This window comes from Fibrobacter intestinalis (assembly GCF_900167415.1).
GTDB classification, from domain to species: domain Bacteria; phylum Fibrobacterota; class Fibrobacteria; order Fibrobacterales; family Fibrobacteraceae; genus Hallerella; species Hallerella intestinalis.
In genome coordinates this window covers 32,321-48,963 of sequence record NZ_FUWU01000002.1, presented here as the reverse complement: position 1 = coordinate 48,963, position 16,643 = coordinate 32,321, and the positions used below count along the sequence as shown (strand labels likewise).

The 16,643-nt window shown below is 48.2% G+C and carries 15 protein-coding genes; 6 read left to right on the top strand and 9 right to left on the bottom strand.

All coding sequences use genetic code 11. From position 1 onward, the window contains the following. Nucleotide 1: 1 nt before the first annotated feature. The 4 genes from B5D40_RS00865 to B5D40_RS00850 all read left to right on the top strand — a co-directional run bounded on the left by B5D40_RS00865 (nucleotide 2) and on the right by B5D40_RS00850 (nucleotide 5,677). Nucleotides 2-1,510 (top strand): hypothetical protein, encoded by a 1,509-nt coding sequence (locus tag B5D40_RS00865; RefSeq protein ID WP_078775366.1) that lies wholly within the window; start codon nucleotides 2-4, stop codon nucleotides 1,508-1,510. Nucleotides 1,511-1,625: 115 nt separating this feature from the next. Next, nucleotides 1,626-3,161: a hypothetical protein gene (locus B5D40_RS00860; RefSeq protein ID WP_078775365.1), complete on the top strand. Its 1,536-nt coding sequence runs from the start codon at nucleotides 1,626-1,628 to the stop codon at nucleotides 3,159-3,161. A gap of 44 nt (nucleotides 3,162-3,205) precedes the next feature. After that, nucleotides 3,206-4,777, top strand: a complete 1,572-nt coding sequence (locus tag B5D40_RS00855) for a GNAT family N-acetyltransferase (protein WP_078775364.1) — start codon at nucleotides 3,206-3,208, stop codon at nucleotides 4,775-4,777. Nucleotides 4,778-4,825: 48 nt separating this feature from the next. Continuing rightward, nucleotides 4,826-5,677: a TIGR02147 family protein gene (locus B5D40_RS00850; RefSeq protein ID WP_073302870.1), complete on the top strand. Its 852-nt coding sequence runs from the start codon at nucleotides 4,826-4,828 to the stop codon at nucleotides 5,675-5,677. 123 nt (nucleotides 5,678-5,800) lie between these two features. Here B5D40_RS00850 and B5D40_RS00845 read toward each other — a convergent pair whose 3' ends face one another. Further along, nucleotides 5,801-6,580, bottom strand: coding sequence for a thioredoxin family protein (locus B5D40_RS00845; RefSeq protein WP_158222128.1), 780 nt, complete (start codon nucleotides 6,578-6,580; stop codon nucleotides 5,801-5,803). A gap of 142 nt (nucleotides 6,581-6,722) precedes the next feature. Between B5D40_RS00845 and B5D40_RS00840 the strand changes: the two genes are divergently transcribed. Next, nucleotides 6,723-7,697, top strand: coding sequence for a hypothetical protein (locus B5D40_RS00840; RefSeq protein ID WP_078775362.1), 975 nt, complete (start codon nucleotides 6,723-6,725; stop codon nucleotides 7,695-7,697). A gap of 172 nt (nucleotides 7,698-7,869) precedes the next feature. Next, nucleotides 7,870-8,994 (top strand): hypothetical protein, encoded by a 1,125-nt coding sequence (locus B5D40_RS00835; RefSeq protein WP_078775361.1) that lies wholly within the window; start codon nucleotides 7,870-7,872, stop codon nucleotides 8,992-8,994. A gap of 121 nt (nucleotides 8,995-9,115) precedes the next feature. Here the strand turns inward: B5D40_RS00835 and B5D40_RS00830 are convergent, their stop codons facing one another. Genes B5D40_RS00830 through B5D40_RS00795 form a run of 8 tightly spaced genes read right to left on the bottom strand, consistent with a single transcriptional unit; the run spans nucleotide 9,116 to nucleotide 16,630 of the window. Continuing rightward, nucleotides 9,116-9,895 (bottom strand): succinate dehydrogenase/fumarate reductase iron-sulfur subunit, encoded by a 780-nt coding sequence (locus B5D40_RS00830; RefSeq protein WP_078775360.1) that lies wholly within the window; start codon nucleotides 9,893-9,895, stop codon nucleotides 9,116-9,118. Continuing rightward, nucleotides 9,895-11,808, bottom strand: a complete 1,914-nt coding sequence (locus B5D40_RS00825) for a fumarate reductase/succinate dehydrogenase flavoprotein subunit (RefSeq protein ID WP_073303889.1) — start codon at nucleotides 11,806-11,808, stop codon at nucleotides 9,895-9,897. The genes B5D40_RS00830 and B5D40_RS00825 overlap by 1 nt, the downstream gene beginning before the upstream one ends. A 1-nt stretch (nucleotide 11,809) precedes the next feature. Next, nucleotides 11,810-12,658, bottom strand: coding sequence for a succinate dehydrogenase cytochrome b subunit (locus tag B5D40_RS00820; RefSeq protein WP_078775359.1), 849 nt, complete (start codon nucleotides 12,656-12,658; stop codon nucleotides 11,810-11,812). 36 nt (nucleotides 12,659-12,694) lie between these two features. After that, complete coding sequence (gene ndk, locus B5D40_RS00815; protein ID WP_078775358.1) at nucleotides 12,695-13,150, bottom strand: nucleoside-diphosphate kinase; 456 nt, start codon at nucleotides 13,148-13,150, stop codon at nucleotides 12,695-12,697. A 40-nt stretch (nucleotides 13,151-13,190) separates the two neighbouring features. Beyond that, on the bottom strand, nucleotides 13,191-15,236 hold the full coding sequence (locus B5D40_RS00810; RefSeq protein WP_078775357.1) for a tetratricopeptide repeat protein: 2,046 nt from the start codon (nucleotides 15,234-15,236) through the stop codon (nucleotides 13,191-13,193). Nucleotides 15,237-15,261: 25 nt separating this feature from the next. Continuing rightward, nucleotides 15,262-15,621: an STAS domain-containing protein gene (locus tag B5D40_RS00805; RefSeq protein ID WP_073303877.1), complete on the bottom strand. Its 360-nt coding sequence runs from the start codon at nucleotides 15,619-15,621 to the stop codon at nucleotides 15,262-15,264. Continuing rightward, complete coding sequence (locus B5D40_RS00800) at nucleotides 15,618-16,403, bottom strand: ATP-binding protein (RefSeq protein ID WP_078775356.1); 786 nt, start codon at nucleotides 16,401-16,403, stop codon at nucleotides 15,618-15,620. The genes B5D40_RS00805 and B5D40_RS00800 overlap by 4 nt, the downstream gene beginning before the upstream one ends. Next, nucleotides 16,400-16,630 (bottom strand): hypothetical protein, encoded by a 231-nt coding sequence (locus B5D40_RS00795; RefSeq protein WP_078775355.1) that lies wholly within the window; start codon nucleotides 16,628-16,630, stop codon nucleotides 16,400-16,402. Before B5D40_RS00795 ends, B5D40_RS00800 begins: the two co-directional genes overlap by 4 nt. Between the last annotated feature and the right edge of the window lie 13 nt (nucleotides 16,631-16,643).

Sequence of the window (16,643 nt, the reverse complement as noted above, 5' to 3'; positions counted from 1 at the left end):
GATGAAGAAGACTTTCATCATTCTTTCCCTAGCATTTTCCGTTCTTTTCGCCGAAGCTTCCCAGCGAGGCATTCCCGTTTCCATCAAACTCGTTTCTGGCGCCACCCAAAATGCAGAGCTCCTCCAAATTTCCAGCGATACGGTTTTCTTTGGCGGATTCATCGCCGACACCTTCACCGTGGTCAAAATTTTAAAAAACCGAATAGAAAGTCTGCTCGATTCCAATGGAAATCCTTTGCCCGATTCCCTGCTGGAAAACCTTTCGCAGTCCGTTCTGGATTCCGCCACGGGCAATTTGCCAGAAACCGAACCGCAGCCGCAAACGGACTTCACCGGGAAAGCCCTCGTTTTTCCTGCCATCCGCCGCCCGATTGATTCCCTCCTGGCCATTCGCCTGCAAGATTTAGAAATGCAAACCCTGCGCGAACTCGGCGAACATCCCATCTGCGTCACCGCACAGGATTTCCCCCATTGCCACGACTCGCCGTGCATTATCCAAGAAGCCCCAAACGCCCACTCCATCTGGAGTCTTGAAGTGCTGCCTTCAAAACACCAGGACAGTCTGGACCTTCTTTTGCACCGCTTTCATTTTGCCACTCAATCGCAGAAAACAGAAAAGCTGACCATTTCCGCCAAAAAAGCAACTACCGAATTGCTTTCGGACAACCGCTTTATGCATTGGATTCAAAAGGCGAATGGCAACTACCAAGAACCCGAAAGGGAAAAATCCACCAAGAGCTTTATCCAAGTCGTTACGGATCCCGAGGGGGCCAACCTGTCCCGTAAAGGCGAAGAAGTCATCTGTCAAACTCCGTGTTCCTTCGCCACATTGGACACGGGAAAAATCGAATTGGAAGCCTACTGGGAAATGGAACACGCCCTTTGGGCCAACAAGGCGACCATCCGTCCGATTCCCGGCGATACGGCCAAGGTCAATTTGCAGTTGAAGCGCGTCCAGCCCGAAGTCGAAATTCGCACGATTCCCGCCGGTGCGCAGATTTTTGAAGCAGACGATCTGACTCCCCACAGCCGTCCTATCGGGAAAAGCCCAAAAATCCTGACAACGCAGACGCCGGGGCCCGCAAGTCTCCATTTATGGAAAGAGGGCTTTCGCGATTCCATCGTCCAGTTCCGGGTAAACGCCACCAGCAGAACCGTTGTCGAAGTCCGCCTGGATTCCCTGCAATCGCCGCAGGATGTTGAAAACCAACGGGTCTTTCAGCAAATTCAAAAGCGCATTTTCTGGGGAAAAGTCTCCTTGGGCGTTTCCTTGGCTCCAGCTGTCGCCGGGGGAATTTTGCTCTACCTTTCCCACAAGGACAGGGACAAGGCCCGCGACATCAAAGACGAACTTTCCCTGCCGAGTTCCGGGCAGGGCGAGAATTTTCAAAAGCTTGTCCGCGAAAACCACCGCTATGCGGACCGTTCCAAAAAAGAGCGCTATCTGGGAACCGGCTTCCTCATCGCGGCGGGCGGACTTTTGGCGACGGGCATCCTTCTCACTTTCTAAAAAAGCGGATGCGGGAAAAAATACTCGGGCATGACGCTCCCAATAAGCACTTTTTTTCGCTCCTTTTCCTTTTTTCCGAAAAACGATTGCGCTCCAAGAAAGTAAATTATAGTCGATGCGTAAAATTTTACTCCCCCTCCTTGCTGCAAGCCTTGCCTTTGGCGCTGACTTCGAACGTTCGAATTGGCATACCCAGACATTTTTCCAGGTTGAACCTTATACACCCATCAGCTTCGAAGGCGAAGGGCAATACCTCACCGAAAAAATCGACGAAGAAGTGTACACCGTTCCGATGTCCGTCGGATTCCTTTTCAACCCGATTTTCACTCCGCTCTTTAAAGCCGACGTTCCTTTTACCATCTGGCTGGGTGCCCAATTCGGGGAGTTCCAGTTCGGCAGCATTTCTTCGGGAGCCGACTACGAGTACAACGACGCCGAACAATCCGGCAGCGGAAACGAGCTTTCTTTCATGTCGTTCAATCCGGCGGGACTTGCGGGATTTTCCGTCAATCTGGTCGGCAATCTCGACCTGCGCATTTTAGGGGGAATCGGGCTCCAGTACATCCGTTTTGAAGACAAGCAGACCGCGACGACCAAGACGCATTCCGAAACGGCACTGAGCTACTTTGTGGAAGGCGGGCTGGAATACCGTCTGGTCGAAATTTTCAAGGACGGCGACCTCAAGATTGGGTTGCACGCTAAAAAAGCGTTCAGCACTTTGGAAGACATCAAAGCGACTCCGGATTTCAAAAGCTCTTCCGAAGACCTGTCCATTCCCGGTGCCTATTCCGGCGTGACCTTCTCAAAAATCGAAACGAAGCTCCCCGTGCGCATCGCCTTGGAAATTTCCCTGGAATTTGGCAGGGAAAGCCGGCGGGATCGCAAAATGCGCTTTGCCCTCCGCGACCGGGACGCCCAGCTCCGCAATAATTCCGAAGTCAAGGACACCCTTTCCGACTGGGACTGCATGGCGATTGAACGCGACTACCGATTCTTCCTCGAAGACGGCCAGTTGCCGGACATGAGCGAAAAATACACCAAGGCGCAATTCAACGACGTTCTGGAAAGCTACTTGGCCTTCTGCCACCCGGAAGACCTCGCCACCAAGGAACAGCTTTACAGCACGCTGGATTCCAACAAGGTTCAACTTAAAGAATACCAAGTCTCTCAAGAAGATTCCCGTTTCAAGCAGGTCATGGCATCCAACGATCCCGAAATGATGGAGATGTTCCTGCAATACTATCCCAACTCCGCCTACCGAAAAGAAGTCGAAGCCAAATTGCAAATCATCGGCGACTACCAGATTTTCAAAAAGGCGCAGGAGGCCAACAACTTCAAGGCTTATCTGGACTATCTCGCCAACTTCCCCCAGGGACAATTCCGCAACGAAGCGGAAGAGTGCATCTTCCGGCTGGTTCAAGAAAGCAACAGCGTCAAAGACTACCAGATTTACCTGAAGCGTTTCCCGGACGGTCGATTTGTCCAAGAAGCGAATCGCGCCCTGCAAGAACTTCAGCAGCCCTCTGTAACCGAACCGGAAGAACCGGCTCAAGTTCAAGAAGAGAAGCCGCCTGCACCCAAGGTTTCCAAATCCAAAAAATCCAAATCTTCCAAGTCCAAAAAGAAAAATTCCAAGAAAAGAAAAAAATGATTTGATGAAGCTTTCGCCATACGAAAGCTTTTCTTTTTAACGATATGTTTCAATCTATTGAAATCCACCACAAATCCATTTTCGAAAAATACCTAAAAGCTGCCAACAAGCAATGCTGCGATTACGCTTTCGCCAACCTTTACGCGTGGGCAAAATTCTACAAAACCGTCTGGTGCGAAGAAAGCGGATTTCTCGTCATCCGATTTCACATCGCCGGTTCCGAAAAATGGGCGTATCTGGAGCCACTTGGAAACGGAAATCGACAAGAAGTCCTTGCATTCATCTTTCAAGACGCCGCTCAAGAAAATCAACCCGTCCGATTCTTCTCGCTCTCCGAAAGCTTTGTCCAAGCAATTCAAGACTTTCCCGAATCCCGCGCCCTCTACTTTTACAAAGACCGCAGCTTTGGCAACTATCTGTATAGCCGCGAAAAGCTCGCCTTTCTCCGCGGGAGAAAACTGCATTCCAAACGAAACCACATCACGCAATTCGACAAGCAGCACCCGAACGCCACCTGGCACATTATCGATACAGCAAAAGACAGAGAGTCTTTATACGCCCTTTTAAATCGATGGATAGAATCCCAGGAAAAAATCACGACGACCATCCTGCAAGAAAAGGAAATGATTCGGCTTTCCATCGAGCATTACGATGCACTCCAACTCTTCGGAGTTATTTTAAAAGAAAACGACAATCCCATCGCTTTCTCCTACGGTTCCCAAATCAACGGCAACACTTTTTGTGTACACGCCGAAAAAGCGGATGCCCGTTACGAAGGTGCCTACGCCAAAATCAACCAGCTTACCGCACAAAACCTTCCCGAAGAAATCCAATACATCAATCGTGAAGAAGACATGGGGCTTCCTTCACTGCGTAAGTCCAAACTTTCCTATTACCCCGACAAAATTTCCGAAGAGTTTTTTGCCTTTTCCAAAGATTCCGAAGAAGCCAAAATCTGGCGGCTCTGGCAAACGGCGTTTCCCGAAGATTCCAACGAATTTCTGGCGACTTTCATTTATCCGTACTCCAATCCTTCATCGCGAAAGACTTTGTATGAAGGGAATTCGCTCGCCTCGATGCTGCATTTATTGGAATTTCAAAGTTCGTGGGGAAAAGTAGGCTACATCTACGGACTGGCGACGAACATGGAATTTCAAAAGCGAGGATTCGCCAAAAAGCTGATTCTTTCGGCTCTGGAAAGCGCCCGCAACAACGGCTGTCTGGCAGTCTGGACCATCCAAGACAACAAAGACTTCAAAGCATGGCAAACCGATTTCGGTTTCAGCGAAAATCAGCCAACGCCCTTGACATTTATGACCGAAGACGGTTTTGATTTCGGCAGCGAAGACGCCAACTTCGGCATCTGCCGCATTCTCGACGTTCCTGCCTACCTGCAAAAATTCGCCGAGCAACATCGAGAATTTTCGGGAAGAATTTGCCCCAAAGACGAAATCTTCCCTGAAAACCAAGGCATTTTTGAAATCAAGAACGCAGCCGTGACCCGCATCTCGGATATTCCAGCTGAAAACGGCTGCCATTCCAGCGATCTCCTGAAAAAATTTCCTCTTTCCCATGAAAACATCCTTCATTTTCCCGTTGTTTCTAGACAACACTAAAAGTGCGCAAAAGCGGCTTCCATCTTTTGATTTATCTACATTCTGAACATGGCAGAGAAAAAAACAGAACGCAAAATTTTTGAATACCTGGACTACAGGGAATTTTTGCGCGACTATTACCAGTCGAAAAAAAACAACAATCCCGCTTTTTCTCTGCGCGCATTCTCCGACAAAATCGGGTTCAAGGCCAAAGATTTCATCAGTCGGGTGATGCAGGGTAGCAAAAACCTTTCCGCACAGAGCATTCAGAAAATTTCCTCCGGGCTTCATTTTGGAAAACGGGAATCCGCCTTTTTTGAAGCGCTCGTCTGGTTCAATCAAGCAGAAACCATGGATGAAAAAAATCAATGGTTTCAGAAAATGCAAGCCGAATTAAAAATCGTCCGATTTACAGCCGGCCAGCATCAGCTAGCCTTTTATCAATTTCAGGTCTATTCGCACTGGCGTCACCTAGTCGTCCGTTCTCTTATCGGCATGTTTGGATTCCATGGGAATTTCGCCGAACTGGCCAAGTCCGTCCATCCGGCGATTTCCGTAGAAGAAGCAAAAGAATCCGTTCAACTTTTGGAAAAATGCGACCTGATTGAAAAAAAAGCGGACGGTTCCTACGCGCTCGTCAATAAAGACATCACCACAGGCGACCGCACGTCTCGACTCGCCCTTCGCGGATTTCACCAACGCTGTCTGGCTCTTGGCGCAGAATCCATCGACAGGGATCCGCCCAACACCCGAAACTGCTCCAGCCTCACTCTCGGCATTTCCCAAAGCGGGTACGAAAAAATTGTCGAACGGATGAGCGCTTTCCGCAAAGAAATCGCCCAAATCGCTGACGAAGACGAAAACGCCGACAAAGTTTACCAGTTGCAACTGCTGCTCTTTCCCATTGGCGGGAAATGCTGACTCTTTAATCCAAAACCACAAAAATCCCGGACATCCTGTCCGGGATTTTTCGTTTAGCAAAACGGCAATTCAAAGCCGCCCTTCAGCCGTCTTCCTCTTGACGAGAAGCGTCTATCCTCGCCATCATTTGCAAGAAAATCCTTGCAATTCCAGCCCCGCTTTCATCTCTCCGTAAGTGGAAGTGCGTTTCATGTCCATCGCTTTCATAAAACGGCTGTCGTTTCCCGTGTGCATTTGAAAACCCGTCAACGTCGGCGACACGTCCCCTTTTCCGCTGGCGCGAATTTTCGCCATCATTTCTTCGCGATGCGATTCCAACTCGGGCGGCACAAAAACATCCGTCACAATATCCACGTTTTCAATTTCCTCTTTGCCAAATACAAACGAAATCGTCACGTGATTTTTCAAACCGTTAAACTGTCCATTCACCGAGCACGAAAGATTTCTCTTTTTCGACGATTTTTTCTTCGCCTGTTTCTTTTTGGCTTCTTTTTTCGGCGTGTATTGCAGAGCCGCGAGCATTTCCTCTTCCTTGATGGCACCGATAGCCCGATGGACAATCTGCCCGTTTTTAATAAAGTAAAATGTGGGAAAAGCCTGAATAGGGAACGTGTTCTTGATTTTTTCAATGCCAGGTTCGTCGATTCCCACAGACGCCACCTTGATATCCGGATAATTCTTGGCGATGCTTATCAGCGTGGGAATCATGATGAGGCAAGGCGGGCAACTGGTCGAAGAAAATTCCAAAATCGTCGGCTTGTCGGATTGCAAAATCTCCTGTTCAAAATTGCTGTCATTGACTTTTACAATCCGAATATCTTCGTCGTCATTGGGAGCCGAAAAAGCTCCGGAGACAAGCGCAAGTACGCAGAAAATCGCGGGAAAACATTTCCAATTTTTCATTTTCAATCTCTTTTTTCTTTTAAAGTAGAAAATCTGCACCCAATGGCCGCACAGATTCCCCATTTCGGATTCAAAGTCGTTTCCTGTTGTCAGCAAAAATCAATTCCACGAGAAATCGTCGAGATTTTCGTGGTCGGCCAGATTGGCGATAGCCCGCGCCAAGGCATCAACGATTACATTCAACTATACAAGCCAAGACTATTGCGTCAAGAACGGGGATTCCTATTCGATAGACAAAATACAAATTTCTCCGGACATATTCAAATATCGTTTTTTCGGCGACACTCTGATCTTCTTTGAATATGACGAAGAGGACGACGAAATTTCTTTGGAAGGCTATCCGGTTCTCGTCGGAGGCAAAGCCGGTTCGCTTTACGGTACTTGGCAATCGATAAATTGCTCCTATGACGGCTATGATGGAGAAATGGATTGCGACGACGAAGATGACTATCTTATCCAGGACATGACTCTCCGTATTTCGAAAAGCTCTGCGACCATCCAATCCAATTTCCGCTATAGCGACAATATCCCGCAGGCCAAAGGCGATTTTATAAAAACACCGGCCATGCTCCAGCTTTTAGAATGCTTAGACGGTAATTACACCTGCATTCAAGGATATGAGGAAGATTATTTTTTAGATGTTTCGGAAGAAATAGAAGCCGCTGTCCAAGGACTCGAAATCCAGAAAAACTCCTGGAAGAAAAATGCGGCGAATTTCGTGCTGAACGGGAAAACCGTGGATATCGTTGTCAATAAATTTGAAAGATCCTATTACACTCACGATATTGCGCTAACCGTGTCTATAAACGGCACTAGTTGCGAATTTTACGATGTGGATTTTGAAGATGATGCTGTTGTTCCTTATTGCCGTGCAGAAAATGAAGATTATTTTGACTACACCACCGTCACGAATGCCAAAGGAAACACAGTTGAATTGGTTTATGAGTATGAAAAGTATAATGGCAACGATTTCACTCAATGTGTCCATAGTGCAATAGAAAATTCGCCCTCCGACGAATCCGTTTTCTATAAAAAATCGGCAGAGGATTCCCGGCGGCAAAAAATGCGGGATGCGAAATGGAAATTCTGGAACGCGGTTTCAAGGATTTCCGAGTAACTTTTCGTTTTGAATACGAGTGCCCGCCCCAAGGCGGGCATTTTTTGTGTTTCGCGCTTGTCAAGTCGGCTTCCATAGCGAATGCAGCAGCCATTGACCATTAAATTCCTTGTCACACTTCCCTTTTTATTCTACTTTTTTCGCCAAGTTTCAAATACAAAAAGGAGGAACTATGAAAATTTCTTTTGTCAAAATGGGTCTGGCGGCTGCCGCCCTTTCGCTTTCATTCACCGCCTGCTCCGACGACTCTTCGAGCACTTCGCCGTCTTTGAGCGACGGGATAAATCTGGAAACGAAGCTCATCATCAATGAAGAGGATTCAACCATTTTGTTTGACGAGGACATGAATTCTTACTGTGCAAAAGACGAGGATTCTTACTCGATACAAAAAATAAAACCTTTTAACCTCATCAAGTATCGCTTTTTCGGAGACACCCTAGTTTTCTTTAATTACGACAATTGGGACGAAGAGTTCTCTTACGAAAGCAGTCTGATTTTTGTCGGAGGCAAAGCCGGCGTTATCGAAGGCGATTGGCAAGAAGCGAATTGCTATTACAGTTATGAAGGAGAAATGAAGTGTGACGATGATAAATACGAATCCTTTCTTTTAGTGAATAGAACCCTTCATATATCCAAGGACAATTCCGTATTCAAGTTCAGCGTCCGCCTTAACAGCCAATACCCCCAAGCCGATGGCGATTTCACTAAAACGAAAACGATGGTTCAACTTTTGGAATGTTTGAATGACACTGATGACCAATGCAATATAGGATATAGCTCGAAAAACTACCTTTTAGACGTTTCTGCAAAAGTTGAAAGCACCGTTCAAGAGCTGGGCATTCAAAAAAACTCCTGGAAGAAAAATTCAGCAAATTTTGTACTGAACGGGAAAACTGTGGATATCTCTGTCAAAAACTGGGAAGTTGATTTGTATAGGACAAATGTCTCCATGGATGTAACCATCGACGGAACCACTTGTGAATTTTACGACATCGATTACGATAGCAATTTTGACAATGATTTGATTGAACCCTATTGTAGTGCAGAAAATGAAGATTATTTTGGATTCAATTTAGGCTATAACGATCAGGGTGATAAAATTAAATACGTCAGTTTCATCTATATAAACAGTACGAATTATGCCAATCCATTTTCCCAATGCGTCCACAACGCGATGGGATATGCACCCTCCGACGAATCCGTTTTCTATAAAAAATCGGCAGAAGATGCCCGGCGGCAAAAAATGCGGGAGGCGAAACGGAAATTCTGGAATGCGGTTTCAAAAATTTCCGAGTAGCCTTTCGTTATGAATACGAGTGCCCGCCCCAAGGCGGGCATTTTTTGTACGTCAAGCCTTCTTCCCCGCCATACAAAACGCCCCGCCATCAGGCGGGGCGAATATCGAATCCTTTTAACGATCAGTCCTTTCCGTAAACCTTTTCGGCATACGAAACGGTCGCTCCGAGATATTCGCGGTTCATCTTGGCGATGTAATCCACGGTAATACCCTTCGGGCAGGCCGCCTGGCATTCGTAAAGGTTCGTGCAGTTGCCAAAGCCTTCCTTGTCCATCTGGGCGACCATGGCGAGAACGCGTTTTTTCGCTTCGACCTTGCCCTGCGGCAAGTAGGAAAGATGGCTGACCTTTGCTGCGACAAAGAGCATTGCCGAAGAGTTTTTGCAAGCGGCAACGCAAGCTCCGCAGCCAATGCAGGCAGCCGCATCAAATGCGCGATCCGCCTTATCCTTGGGAACCGGGAGAGACGCCGCTTCCGGAGCCGCACCGGTATTCACGCTGACATAACCGCCAGCCTGAATAATGCGGTCAAAAGCGGAACGGTTCACGACACAGTCCTTGATGACCGGGAATGCCGAAGCGCGCCACGGTTCGATGACGATCGTATCGCCATCCTTGAACTTGCGCATATGAAGCTGGCAAGTTGTAATGGCATGATCGGGACCGTGCGGCATACCGTTGATGACCAGGGAGCACATTCCGCAAATACCTTCACGGCAATCGTGGTCAAAAGCAAAGCCTTCCTTGCCCTGTTTCATTTCCCGGTCGTTTACGATGTCAAGCATTTCAAGGAAAGACATATCCGGAGAAATGCCGTCAATTTTTACCGTTTCAAATTGACCTTTTGTATTGGCGTTCTTCTGACGCCAGATTTTGAGAGTCAGATGCATATTATCGCTCATTACTTATAACTCCGCGTCACGAGGTGAACATTATCAAATGTGAGTGGTTCCTTGGAAAGTTCCGGAATCTGGCCATCGCCCTTGTATTCCCAGGCGCCGACATAGCAGAAGTTTTCGTCGTCGCGCATGGCTTCGCCTTCTGCGGTCTGGTGTTCTTCACGGAAGTGTCCGCCGCAGGATTCTTCACGGTGCAAAGCATCGCGAGCGAGAAGTTCGGCAAATTCCAGGAAGTCCGCGACATGGTTGGCATTTTCCAGATTCTGGTTGAAATCGCCTTCGGCACCGAGCACGTTGGCATTTTCCCAGAATTCCGCCCGGATTTCCGGAATGCGTTCCAGCGCTTTTTCCAAGCCTTCCTTGTTACGGCCCATCCCGACATAATCCCACATGACCTGACCCAATTCGCGATGGATTTCGGAAACGTTCTTCTTTCCATGAATGTTCAGAATCTTGTTCAGGCGTTCCATCGCATTCTTTTCCGCTTCCTTGAAAGCCGGATCAGAAGCGCTGACCTTGTCGAGCTTGGTTCCCGCAAAGTAACCGCCGATGGTATAAGGAATGACAAAGTAGCCATCGGAAAGTCCCTGCATCAAAGCGGATGCGCCCAAGCGGTTCGCACCGTGGTCCGAGAAGTTCGCTTCGCCCAAGACAAAGCAGCCCGGAATCGTACTCATCAGGTTGTAGTCCACCCAGAGGCCGCCCATCGTATAATGGGAAGCCGGATAGATGCGCATCGGAACCTTGTACGGATCTTCGTCGGTGATTTTTTCATACATCTGGAACAGGTTGCCGTATTTGGCGGAAACGCCTGCGACACCCATACGCTTGATGGCATCGGCAAAGTCCAGATAAACGGCACGTTTCGTCGCACCGACACCCATGCCCTTGTCGCAGACCATCTTCGCATTGCGGGAAGCCACATCACGCGGGACCAGGTTTCCAAAAGACGGATAGCGTTCTTCCAAATAGTAATAGCGCTCGCTTTCCGGAATTTCATTTGCCGGACGGGTATCGCCGACTTTTTTCGGCACCCAGATACGTCCATCATTACGGAGGGATTCGCTCATCAAAGTCAGCTTGGACTGGTGATCGCCCGTCACCGGAATGCAAGTCGGGTGAATCTGTGTGTAGCAGGGATTCGCAAAGAGCGCACCTTTCTTATAAGCCTGCCAAGCCGGGCTGACATTGCAGCCCTTCGCATTCGTCGAAAGATAGAACACGTTGCCGTAGCCGCCAGTCGCCAAGCAGACCGCATCCGCTTCGTAGCTTTCCAAAGCTCCCGTCACCAGATTGCGAACCACGATCCCGCGAGCCTTGCCGTCGATGACGACCAGGTCCTGCATATCGCGACGAGGGAAAATCTTGACAGAACCCTTCGCCACCTGACGCATCAGAGCTTGATAAGCGCCGAGAAGAAGCTGCTGTCCGGTCTGTCCACGAGCATAGAACGTGCGGGAAACCTGGGTTCCGCCAAAAGAACGGTTAGCCAGAAGTCCACCGTAGTCACGTCCAAAAGGAACGCCCTGCGCCACGCACTGGTCGATAATCAAATTGGAGTTTTCGGCAAGGCGGTGCACGTTCGCTTCACGAGCACGGAAATCGCCGCCTTTTACCGTATCATAGAACAGACGGTAAACGGAGTCGCCATCGTTCGTGTAATTCTTCGCCGCATTGATACCGCCCTGAGCGGCAATCGAGTGGGCACGACGCGGAGAATCCTGATAGCAGAAAGCCAGAACATTGTAGCCGAGTTCTCCGAGAGAAGCGGCAGCGCTTGCGCCGGCAAGACCGGTTCCCACCACAATCACCTTGAATTTACGCTTGTTCGTGGGGTTCACCAGTTTAAGTTCAAATTTATGGCGAGTCCACTTTTCGGAGATATTTCCACCAGGAATATGAGCATCCAGTTTCATCTTAGCGATCTCCTTCTACGATGTAAGAAACTTGAAATTCATCAGCGGAAACAGCAAAGGAGACCTTCTTGGCCTTCGCCGCTTCTTCCTGAGCCTGTTTTTTCTGTTCCAGAACATTTTGATTCTGGTGGGCCGCATTGCGGAGTGCTTCCGTCCCCGGCTGGTGGGCAATGTAGCAGCTGAAGCCGGCTTCAAAAGCAAATCCCAAAGCCACGACGACACTGTAAACCATTCCGATAAAATCGATAATCGGCGTCCACTTCTGGTGAGCGATGCCCAAAGTCTGGAACGCCGAAGAAATCGCATGGAACAAATGCATGCCGATAACAAACATGGCAACCAGATAGAAAACCGTCCAAAGAGGATTGGCGAACATATCGATAGTGGTGAGCCACATATCGCGAATCACGAGCCCGGCTTCATTTTCATACAGATAATGCGCTCCGAACTTGAGAGTCATCAAATGCTGAATGGCAAAGCCGAGAATGATAAGACCCGACCAAATCATGGTAAAGCTCGCAAAAGTCTTCTTGCCCTTGCGCGCATTCACTTCATAGGATTCGGGACCGCGAGCCTTGCGGTTTTCCATTTTAAGTTTGATAGCAAGGAAAATATGGATGAAGAAAATCGCGATGAGCCCGATTTCTACAAAGTAGATGATAGGCTTCATTCCCGTGAGAAGCTGCGTGTAGGCATTGTAATGCGCCTGCGCCGCCGCCTGATCTAAATTGATCAGTTGCAAGTTACCGATCATGTGCCCTAAAACGAAGAGCGCAATCGCAGCACCCGAGCAACCCATAATCTGCTTCTTACCAATGGAGGAAGTCAGATATTTGATTATCCATTGCATGAGGTTTTTGTCTCCTTAATTGTGTTTAACGAAAACTTAACCGAGAACCTTGCAAGCCTTTTGAGAGGCTGCGGCGTAATCATAAAGTTCTTCTTTTTTGAACCAGAAAGCCACTTCGCGTTCCGCACTGGCCGGGCTGTCGGAACTGTGAACGACGTTTTCCGTCATCGACGGAGCAAAATCGTAACGCAGGGTTCCCGGTTCGGCTTTTTCCGGATTTGTAGCTCCATTAATCGCCCGTACGGCGGCAATCGCATTTTCACCGGCAAGGGCAATCATCACCGAAGGTCCCTTTGTCATGTATTCTTCGAGTTCCGGGAAAAACGTTTTGTTCACGTGTTCCGCATAAAAGCCCCGCGCCTCTTCCGAAGTCATCTGGTGCAATTTGAGCCCCACAACCGCCAGACGCGCTCCGGTATAGCGATCCAAAATTCGACCGATAAGCCCCGACTTGACGCCGTTGGGTTTGATCATAGCAAATGTCATTTCCATAGAATTACCGCCTTGAAATAGTGATGCAAATATATAAAATCTATTCTTCCTGTTCGGAAATCTTCTGCAAAAGTTCCTCGCCAAGCTTTCCGCCGCTCTGAATATCCTTGACAAGCCAATTCACGGATTCAATCATCTCGCTTTTCGGGTATTTTTGCTGGAACTGCAAAAAGAGCGGAAGAGCCAGAGAGTCGTTTTTGAGATATTCGTGCAACAGGAACGCCCGGCTGAACAGGGATTTTTCCGCCAAAGCCGATTGCGGCCAAAGCCGCAGATATGCGGCAAATTCCGCATCCGCTTCCTTGTATTTTTCCCGTTCCAAATCCAGTTCCGCAAGCTCGTAAGCCGCACGAGCGAACAGGGAATCGTCCGACGACGAGAGCGACATGATGCGTTTCCACGTAATATAAGCGCCGACCAGATTTTGATTCTGGTACATGGAATCCGCAATCAGCATCAAATTCTGCGTAGAGAAAAGATCCGCCCGCGGCAAATATGCCGGGTCTTCAATTTGGACCGGATATTTTTTATAGAGATCCCGGCGATAGTTTTCAAACCAGTTCCTGGAAAAAATGGTCGTTTTCTGAGGAAACACCGCCAACTTGATGGAGTCCAGATCCGTCACTTCCGAATTCGGATAGAGCAGATAGTATTCATACAGGAACTCCCGGTCATGGGTTTGCGCAAAAATACCCAGCTCGCCGCGAATCGATGCGAAATCCCGGTTCGGATACAGCCGCGTCCCAATCCGTTCATAAATAGAACGCATCGTCGCTTCCGAAGCGAAAAAGCCCAATTCCGCAAGCCTTCCCGCAAACGCATTGCGGTAAAAAGAACGTCGCACAGACTCGCGAATCCGCCGAACCAAACCGTCATTATCCAATCCCTGTTCCTTAGCTGCCAGCGCTTTCATTTTCCAACCGGCAAGCATCATTACGCAACGACGGCGAGGATACTGGATACGGAATCTCTCGGGCATTTCCAGTTTCAACTTTTGGATATCCTTTTCCAAAACCAGCGGTTTTCCTCCAACAGTCGCTAAAACATAATCCGAATCCAGCTCGACTTCGGCATTTTTGAACAGCGTATTTTCAATCTGCCGGGCAACGCTGTCGATGGGAGAGTCGCCAAAAGAATCCTTGTGTACTTCATAGTATTTGCGAATTTCCGAAGTAATGATTGGCTCGTAACGGAGACGATACTTGCTTTCGAGAACGCTGTCATTTTTGCTCACCAGAAACGCAGCCCAGTCCGAAGCAAAATTTGCCTGCAAAATGGAATCCTGTTTATCTTCGGGAAGATCGCGCGGTGCGCGGCGCAACAGCACTTTGAACGCGACAAAACTCTGGGGACCGCGCACAAAACGGATTTCCCCGACAGCCAGCGAATCCTTGCCGAAAAGCAAATGGTAAACCGAATCAATGGCCAAAATGCCTCGGGGAGCTTTAGACAAAAATTCTTCGCGCTTTAATCCCGGAATCTGCTCCAGAGAAATTTTTTGGGCACGCAAATCCTCTTCCGCTTTACGAACTGAAGACGAATCCGACGCTTCCACATAAGCCAGTTCCACTTTGGCAGATTGAGCATCCAAAAGCTGTTTCTTCACATACCGTTTTAAAGAATCCGCGTTTTCCGAAATCAAAAGAGCCTTGGCGACTCGTTCCCGACAATTGTCCACGGATTTACAGGAATCCGCCAAGAAGATTTTTCGATTTTTTTGAAAAAAATCCTGCAAACGTTCATCAGAAAATCCCAAATTTTGTGTGAGGAAAAAATCGCCGTAAGCCTGCGCCCAAAAACGGTCTTCCAAATCGCGAATCCGATTTTCAATGACGGAGTCTTCACCGATTAGCTGCTTGGTCTCCTGAAAAATCACCAAGGATTCGATGATATTTTCCAAGGCCGCTTTTTCTTGTCCCGGAGTCGCATAGGGCTTTGGCTGGATCCTCTTTAAAAAATCCACATCGGAAGCATAAATATTTTCCGCGCCCACTTTGGCAACGAGCTTGTCTTCTCCCTGTTTATCCAAACAGCCCCAAAAAACGCCAAGAAGAACGATTATCGGGAAAGCTACAATTTTTTTCATTTCGGTTTTCCTTGCAAATAAAATCCTAATTCAACGTCCGCAATGCGTCTTCTAAAGAAGCATAGATTTCGAGCAGTTGGTCGGCACCGATGATTTCAATGATTTCCAAAACGTTTTCATTTCCATTCGCCACTTTAAAAACGCCGCCGATTTCTTTTACCTTCTTATTGACAAAAAGGAGGGCACCAAGTCCCGTACTGTTGATATAGCGCAACTTGGCAAAATCGGCGACCAGCGTTTTCACATTATCGTTCAGCAGGGCGAGAATCCGATTCGATGTTGCCTCGGCATTGGTGGAATCCAAGTCGCCGACAAATCGCAAAAGACGAGCCGCCGGATAATTTTCAATCTGTTCGATGGTTAAAATTTCTGGATTTTCGTTCATTTTTCCTCTCGCATTCTAACAACCGCAACTTCAACCCGCTGCGGTTTTACAGAATAAGACATCTGGTTCGATAATTTTTTGACAAGGACGATTCCTCGACCGCGCAAAGATCCCGGAGTCATTTTCGGATGTTCATATTTTTCAACCAGCTCCCGCTGCGCTTCGTCGGAAAGAGGCGCGCAATCGTTGGCAACCTTCAATTCCATTTTTTTCTTGTCAAACTTTAAATGCATCTGAAATATGCCGTTGGGCGGTTTCCCATGTTCTATAGCATTATTTGCCAGTTCATCGGCAAGGGATTCCATCACAAAAACGTCCTTTTCCCCGTAGCCCTTGCTCAACAAAAGCCCGCCGATAAAGCGGCGCATCGGAGGCACCATGCAGGCTTTCGCCGGCAATGTCAAATCGACAAATTTTGACGCCCCGCGATATTCCCAGCGAAAATATTCCAAAAAACTATGCCAATCTTTAAACGCCGGAATTGCCAAATCGACGCCCATCAAATTCAGTTTTTCTTTCAACTCCGCATGGGCGGAAAAAAGCGAAACGCTGCCCTGCTGACGAATAACCCGGGAACGAAGGCCCATAATCGCCCCAACAGCCGGCGAACCCAAAAAAGACACATCCGAAAGATCCACCGCCCAATGTAAAGCTCCCGCTGCAAAATGGCGATCCATGGCGGCGGTCATCTGCGGAACCAAGTCCAACCCAATATCGCCCTGCAACTTCAGCACGAATACTTCGGGTTCTTCATCGAGATTTTGGATTTGAATCGGACTCATACGGAGAAAACACCTGTCCGCCCTTTTTCGTCAAAGCAGAAGTTCAACTGCACGCTTTCCCGGTCTGCATTCTTTTTGAAAAGCCGATAACAATCTTCTTTCATGCGCGCCAAAGACGGTTCGCCTAAATCCAGCGAGCTCGCAAAATCAGCAACGGAATTTTCCAAAACGGGAGCAAAATCCTCGTCCGCAGAAATTTCCAAACGGATGGAACGAATTTCAACCATGCCTCCAATATAT